Below are 6,744 nucleotides of genomic sequence, written 5' to 3'. Positions count from 1 at the left end.
GCCGTAGAGCTGGGCTACGACGCGCGCCGGCCGGTCGACCATCCGACTCCGTTTGAGCCAACAGAATGCTGCAATCTGACCAGGAAAGGCTCCAAACACCTGACCGAACACTTTTATTCGGCGGCCAGACGTCAAAGCGGGATGTTGTCGTGTTTCTTCCACGGATTGGCGAGATCCTTATTGCGCAGCATCTTCAGACCGCGCGCCAGCCGCCGGCGGGTCGAGTGCGGCATGATTACCTCATCGACATAACCGCGCTCGGCGGCGACGAACGGTGAGAGAAACCGGTCCTCGTACATTTTCGTATGTGCGGCGATCTTTTCGGGATCGGCGATATCCTTGCGGAAGATGATCTCGACGGCACCCCTGGCGCCCATCACGGCGATCTGCGCCGTCGGCCAGGCATAGTTGAGGTCGCCACGCAGATGCTTCGACGCCATCACGTCATAGGCGCCGCCGAAGGCCTTGCGGGTGATGACGGTGAGTTTCGGAACCGTCGCCTCGGCATAAGCAAAGAGCAGCTTGGCGCCGTGCTTGATGAGGCCGCCATATTCCTGCGCCGTCCCCGGCAGGAAGCCCGGCACGTCGACGAAGGTGACGATCGGAATGTTGAAGCAGTCGCAGAAGCGCACGAAACGGGCCGCCTTGCGCGAGGCGTCGCTGTCGAGAACGCCGGCCAGCACCATCGGCTGGTTGGCCACGAAACCGACGGTGGAGCCTTCGACGCGGCCAAAGCCGCAGACGATATTTCCGGCAAAGCTCGCCTGGATCTCGAAGAAGTCCCCCTCGTCCGCCACCTTCCGGATCAGTTCCTTGATGTCGTAAGGCTTGTTGGAGCTCGCCGGCACCAGCGTATCGAGCGACATGTCGACCTCTGTCACCGACTGGTAACATTCGATCTCGGGCAGCGGCGCGGTATTCGAAAGCGGCAAGAAATCGATCAGCCGGCGTACCTGCAGCAAGGTTTCGACATCATTGTCGTAGGCGCCGTCGGCAATCGACGAGCGCACCGTATGCACGATAGCGCCGCCGAGTTCTTCTGCCGTCACCGTCTCGTTGGTGACGGTTTTCACCACATCGGGACCGGTAACGAACATGTAGGAGGTGTCCCGCACCATGAAGATGAAGTCGGTCATAGCAGGCGAATAGACATCGCCGCCGGCGCAGGGACCCATGATCACCGAGATCTGCGGTATGACGCCGGAGGCGAGCACATTGCGCTGGAATACCTCCGCATAACCGCCGAGAGCCGCCACGCCTTCCTGGATACGGGCGCCGCCCGCATCATAGATACCGACGATCGGCGCGCGGTTCTTCAGCGCCATGTCCTGCACCTTCATGATCTTCTCGGCATGCGCTTCCGATAGCGAGCCGCCGAAGACGGTGAAGTCCTTGGCGAAGACGAACACCGTGCGGCCGTTGACCGTGCCCCAACCGGTGACGACGCCGTCGCCGGCAATCCGGCTCTTATCCATGCCGAAATCGGTGGAGCGGTGTTCGACGAACATGTCGAACTCCTCAAACGAGCCTTCGTCGAGGAAGAGGTCGATGCGCTCGCGCGCCGTCAGCTTGCCGCGCTTGTGCTGGGCGTCGATGCGCGCCTCGCCGCCGCCGAGGCGGGCGATGCCGCGGCGCCGTTCCAGTTCCTCGAGAATTTCCTTCATGCGATCTCCCTCGCCGCTGCGGGCGGCAATCCTGCGGTTAGATTATGCGCTAGACCATGATGCCGAAAAGTGTGCGCGGTTTTCGGACAACATCATGCTCTAACTATTTAGCGCCCGCGCCCGCTGAGCGAGAAAACCGAGCGTATCCTTGCTGCGACGTCCTCGGCCAGGATCTCGTCGGCAAGCTTGGGATCGGCAGCGATGCTGGTCACGTCGAAGGCACTGACGGCGATGACCGAGCCGTCCTCGACCGAGGCCGCGTCGATGCTGATCTTGGCGACGTTGCGGTCCTTCTGGAAGCCGAGGCCCTTTTGGATGGAAACCACGCGGATCGTCAGCACCACCCGCGGCAGCACGGTATCGTGCACGGTGGCGTTGATCGCGGCGTTGACGCGGTCGTTGATGCCAGAAAGCAGCTCGGCCGGCATGTTCGGGCCGGAGAGAACGACGGCACTGCGCACATCATAGACCGGCGCCTCCGGCTTGGTGGCCGAGAGGCTGACGCAGGCCGTGAGCGCGATACAGACGAGTGCGGCCCGGCAAAAACACGACCTCAGCCAATTCATTGCAAAATCCCGCACCACCCCGTTGGAGTCGCAGACTTCGTCATAATGCATTGGAAGGCAATATGTTTCAGGCGCTTAGGGCGAAAAAAACATCCGCTGCGGCTTTGAACTCGGCAAAGCGCTTGGTCCGCCGCTCCTCGGCTTCCTCATCGCTGCCCCAATGCTCGATCGTCCAGTCCTCGTCGAGATGGGCAAGCGACCAGGCCTCCTCAGTCGTCACCCGGCCCTCGGCGAAGGCGAGCGCCAGGATCGCCGAGCCGGTCAGCGTGGTGACTGTGTGGAGCGCTGCAAGCGCCATCGGGCTGTCATATCTGGCGAGCGTGACGGCGAAGGCGGCCGTCGCCTCGCGCGGCTGCTCATGAGGCATCACCCCTTCGACGAGGATGAACCGGGCGCCGAGATCATTCGCCGCCCAGTCGATCACAGGATCCCAGCGCTCGGCCTGGCGCTCGACCAGCAATTCCGGCTCCTCGGCGCGGTAGCAGATGAGGTCGCTGGAGGAAAAGCGCAGGATATCTTCGAAGATCGCCTGCGCATTGGCGGCAACGCCGTCGAGTGCGGTGTTGACGAGCCGCGTCACCGGCATGCTCATAGGATTGATCTCCTCGCCCTGCGCCTGCCATTCGGCAGCGACAAGCCGCGCGAGTGCCTCGGTCGGCACGGCGAGAACCTGCCGTGCCGGCGTGCGCACCATCTTGCCGTCGAGCGTGATCGCAAAGCCGCCCTCGTGTTCGGCAACGGCGACGTCGATATAGAAACGCTTCGGCAGCGGCTTCTTCATCTGGATCTGCGCGCGGCGGATGGGATCGGGATGGCTCAGGCCTTCGGAAAGGTCGTTCAGCAGATCGCGCATGGGCTCACCTCAGGAAAAATGACGCAATATCTCGTTCGGATGGTAGGCGATCGCATCAGCGCCGTTGGCGATCAGCTCATCCACGCTGGCATAGCCCCAGGCAACGCCGATCGCCTTGGCGCCGGCAGCCTTTGCCATCTGCATATCGTAAACCGCATCGCCGATGACAATGGTGTCGGCAGCATTCATGCCAGTTTCATCGCAGCATTCCGTCACCATGGCTGGATGCGGCTTGGAGGGGCAATCGTCGGCGGTGCGTGCGACGATGAAATGCCCGTCGAAACCATGTGTCTCCATCACGAGCTTGAGCCCGCGGCGGGATTTGCCCGTGACGGCGCCGATCAGCAGGTCGTCGCGCCCGCTGATCGCGTCGATCATCTCGCGGATGCCGGGAAACAGCGGCTCCTTGTAATCGAGATCCTGACGCACGATCGAGAACAGCGATTTGTAATGCGCCGTCATGTCGATGTCTTGCTGCTCAACATGCTGCCTGCCCTGCATGCGGGCAATCGCAATATCGAGGGACAGGCCGATAATGGCTTTGGTGTCTTCAAAGCGCGGTTCCGGCCTGCCGAACTTATCGAAGGTCCTGCGCATGGTTTCGTGGATCAGACCGGCACTATCGACCAGTGTGCCATCGCAATCAAAAAGCGCCAGTTTCATTCGGCGTCCCTTTCGGCGCTGGCGAGATCGAGGCCGAGGAGATTCCAGGTCTGCACCATATGCGACGGCAGCGGCGCACTGATGCGCAGGCGCCCACCTGAGGGGTGCGGGATGTCGATGTGACGCGCGTGCAGATGCAGCTTCTTCTGGACGCCGCCTGGAAAATCCCAATTCGGATCGTCGTCGAAATATTTCGGGTCGCCGATGATCGGATGGCCGATATGAAGCGCGTGCACACGCAGCTGATGGGTCCGTCCAGTATAGGGTTCCATCTCCAGCCAGGCGAGGTTCTGGGCGGCGGTTTCGAGCACGCGATAGAAGGAAACGGCGTGATCTGCTCCGTCCTCGCCGTGTTTGGCGATCCGCATGCGGTCGCCATCGATCGTCGGCTCCTTCACGAGCCAGGTCGAGATCTTGTCCTCGTGTTTGCGCGGCACACCTTTGACGAGCGCCCAGTAGRTCTTCTTGGTATCGCGCTCGCGGAAGGCGGCCGTCAGCTTCTGTGCTGCGCCGCGCGTGCGGGCGATGACGAGAACACCCGATGTGTCGCGGTCGAGACGGTGAACGAGCCGCGGCTTCTCGCCCTTCGGACTGGTCCAGGCTTCGAGCATCTGGTCGATATGCCTGGCCACACCCGAGCCGCCCTGCACCGCAAGACCAGGAGGCTTGTTGAGCACGATTACCTTTTCGTCCTCATGCAGCACCATGCGCGATAGCAGCTCGAAATCCGTCGAATGCTTGAGATCCTTGCCGGCGATCGGTCCGGATTTCAGCTTCGCATCGACGTCGAGCGGCGGCACGCGCACCGTCTGGCCGGGCTGCACGCGCGCATCCGATTTGACACGTCCGCCGTCGACGCGCACCTGTCCGGAGCGCAGCAGCTTCTGAAGCGGACCGAAGCCAAGCCCCGGAAAGTGCACCTTGAACCAGCGGTCGAGCCGCATGCCCGCCTCGTCAGGTTCAATCTTGATATGTTCTATACCAGCCATAAGAAATCTTTCGGAAATTGCAGCGCAGGCCGAGCCGGCGTTCTTGCCGCAGCCTTTAGAGCATTTTCACGCAAAACGGAAACCGGAATCGAAATCAGGCCAAAGCGCGCATGGTGGCGAGCCCGGCGATGACGGCCGCCATCGAAAATCCGACGCTCGCAGCGATATAAATGCCGCCGGCGACAGTCTCGCCGCGCTCGAACAGCGAGATGGCGTCCAGCGAGAAGGCCGAGAAGGTAGTGAAGCCGCCAAGGAAGCCGGTGATCAGCACGAGGCGCAATTCCACCGAGGCGTTAAACTTCCGCGCGATCAACTCGGCGAAGACGCCGATGACGAAGCAGCCGACGACATTGACGGCAAGCGTGCCCCAGGGGAATGCCGGCCCCATCAGTCTCAGCGCCCACTGGCCGACATAATACCTGAGAACGGAACCGATAGCGCCGCCGAAGGCGACAAGGAGAGCCTGGATCATGAGCCGGATTTACCGCGTTGCGAAAGTGATTCCAATCGAGCTCATATGAATTCTTACCATTTTGTAAAATGCCAATGATTTTCTTATGAGGGCACCAAGATCATGCCGATACGGTGACTGGCATGACCCAGCTCCTGTCCGTATCGGCCAACACCGCCGCCATTGCTTTCGAGTCGCTCCGAATCCCGCAGCGTGTCGCGACGAGCACTGCGGCGCGCGACGCACGGCGCGTGGCCGACCGGCAGTTGAAGGCCGAAGGCACTGAGGAAATAGACGAGCCCTCCAGCATCATCCAGTCGACCGAAGTGGCACTCGACCTGATGGCCAAGGGCAACCGCCAGCCGCAGGCCGGCCTGAAACAGGCGCTCCGATCCTACGAAGATTTCTGAGGCGATCGCCTTCCAAACGAAAGCCCGCGACTGCGATGACAGTCGCGGGCTTTTTGTTTTAACGACGGCGCCGCGCGTCTTTTCAGACGCGCAAAGGACGCTGTAGCACTTTGAATCGCTGCTCTCACTTGCCCTGGGCGGAGAGCACCTGCAGGACCAGATCGATCTTGCCGGCCTTTTCGAAGGTCAGCGTCACAGGCACCGTGTCGCCCTGCTTGAACGGCGTCTTCACCTTCTGGAACATCAGATGCAGGTTGCCGGGCTCAAGCTTGATCGTCTCGCCCGCGGCGATGGCGATACCGTCCTTCAGCTGGCGCATCCGCATGACGTTATCCTTGGTCTCCATCTCGTGGATCTGAACATCGCCTGATACAGGCGACGTCACCGACAGCAAGCGATCGTCCGTCTTGCCGTTGTTTTTCACCGTGAAAAAGCCGCCGCCGACCGGCTGGCCGGGCAGCATTGCCTTGGCGAACCCGCCGGAGATTTCGAGATCGCCGACCTTGACCGTTTCGCCAGCCGGTGTAGCAGCGCCCATGCCCGCCGTCCCGCTCATGTTCATACCGGACATGTCCATGCCGGCCATATCGTCATGGTCGTGACCGTGGTCTTCGCCGGCCACGACCTTCAAGAGCGGTGCCGGGCTCTTCAGCCCATGCGCATCGCCGCCTTCTTTTGCCACCTGGTCCCAGGCCGTGACCATATCGCCGCACATCTGCGTCACCGGAAAGGCGAGCGAGGTGCCGGCCTCGACGCCCGATACTTTACCCTGGATGACGAAGGTGTCGTAGAAATCGTCGGAGAGATTGCCGTTCTTCCAGCGCACTTCGATCGCGCCCTTGTTCACCTTGTCGCCGTGATTGTCGTAGGTCTTCTGATAGTCGCCCTTGATCGCCTCGAGCTCCCAGCCGGCCTTCGGCTGCGGTTTGGCGAAGACGAAGCCTTCCGGCAGCTTGACCCGCACTTCCGTGGTCGCCTTGCCGTCGCAGCCATGCGGCACCTGCAGCGTGGCGAGAATGGTGCTCTCCAGCTTCGCCTCTCTGTCGAGGAATGTCACATGGGCCTCGGCGCCGGCAAAGGCGGTTGCGGAAAGAAGGGCGGCAAGCCCTAGGGTTTTGCCAAATGTCTTGATGGTCTTCATCGGATAT

8 protein-coding genes are annotated in these 6,744 nt (G+C 61.6%); 1 reads left to right on the top strand and 7 read right to left on the bottom strand.

What is annotated here, in order from left to right; all coding sequences use genetic code 11:
• Positions 1–131: 131 nt before the first annotated feature.
• The 6 genes from AC1ECN_RS24495 to crcB all read right to left on the bottom strand — a co-directional run bounded on the left by AC1ECN_RS24495 (position 132) and on the right by crcB (position 5,207).
• Positions 132–1,664 carry an acyl-CoA carboxylase subunit beta gene (locus AC1ECN_RS24495; protein ID WP_018072209.1) on the bottom strand — a complete coding sequence of 511 codons (1,533 nt, stop codon included), beginning with the start codon at positions 1,662–1,664 and terminating at the stop codon, positions 132–134.
• 107 nt (positions 1,665–1,771) lie between these two features.
• Positions 1,772–2,230, bottom strand: coding sequence for a calponin homology domain-containing protein (locus tag AC1ECN_RS24490; protein WP_020397551.1), 459 nt, complete (start codon positions 2,228–2,230; stop codon positions 1,772–1,774).
• 67 nt (positions 2,231–2,297) lie between these two features.
• Positions 2,298–3,083, bottom strand: a complete 786-nt coding sequence (locus tag AC1ECN_RS24485; protein ID WP_024321787.1) for an ATP12 family chaperone protein — start codon at positions 3,081–3,083, stop codon at positions 2,298–2,300.
• Positions 3,084–3,092: 9 nt separating this feature from the next.
• Complete coding sequence (locus AC1ECN_RS24480) at positions 3,093–3,746, bottom strand: HAD-IA family hydrolase (protein ID WP_018072212.1); 654 nt, start codon at positions 3,744–3,746, stop codon at positions 3,093–3,095.
• Positions 3,743–4,735 (bottom strand): RluA family pseudouridine synthase, encoded by a 993-nt coding sequence (locus tag AC1ECN_RS24475; protein ID WP_477954353.1) that lies wholly within the window; start codon positions 4,733–4,735, stop codon positions 3,743–3,745. The genes AC1ECN_RS24480 and AC1ECN_RS24475 overlap by 4 nt, the downstream gene beginning before the upstream one ends.
• Positions 4,736–4,829: 94 nt before the next feature.
• Positions 4,830–5,207 (bottom strand): fluoride efflux transporter CrcB, encoded by a 378-nt coding sequence (crcB, locus tag AC1ECN_RS24470; RefSeq protein WP_018072214.1) that lies wholly within the window; start codon positions 5,205–5,207, stop codon positions 4,830–4,832.
• 122 nt (positions 5,208–5,329) lie between these two features.
• Here crcB and AC1ECN_RS24465 point away from each other — a divergent pair, with 122 nt between their 5' ends.
• Complete coding sequence (locus AC1ECN_RS24465) at positions 5,330–5,596, top strand: hypothetical protein (RefSeq protein WP_024321788.1); 267 nt, start codon at positions 5,330–5,332, stop codon at positions 5,594–5,596.
• 124 nt (positions 5,597–5,720) lie between these two features.
• Here AC1ECN_RS24465 and AC1ECN_RS24460 read toward each other — a convergent pair whose 3' ends face one another.
• Positions 5,721–6,737 carry a copper chaperone PCu(A)C domain-containing protein gene (locus tag AC1ECN_RS24460; RefSeq protein ID WP_477954351.1) on the bottom strand — a complete coding sequence of 339 codons (1,017 nt, stop codon included), beginning with the start codon at positions 6,735–6,737 and terminating at the stop codon, positions 5,721–5,723.
• Positions 6,738–6,744: the final 7 nt, after the last annotated feature.

The sequence above is a fragment of the Rhizobium sp. 01N447_2 genome (genome assembly GCF_056399245.1).
This window is presented reverse-complemented; position numbering and strand designations above follow the sequence as displayed.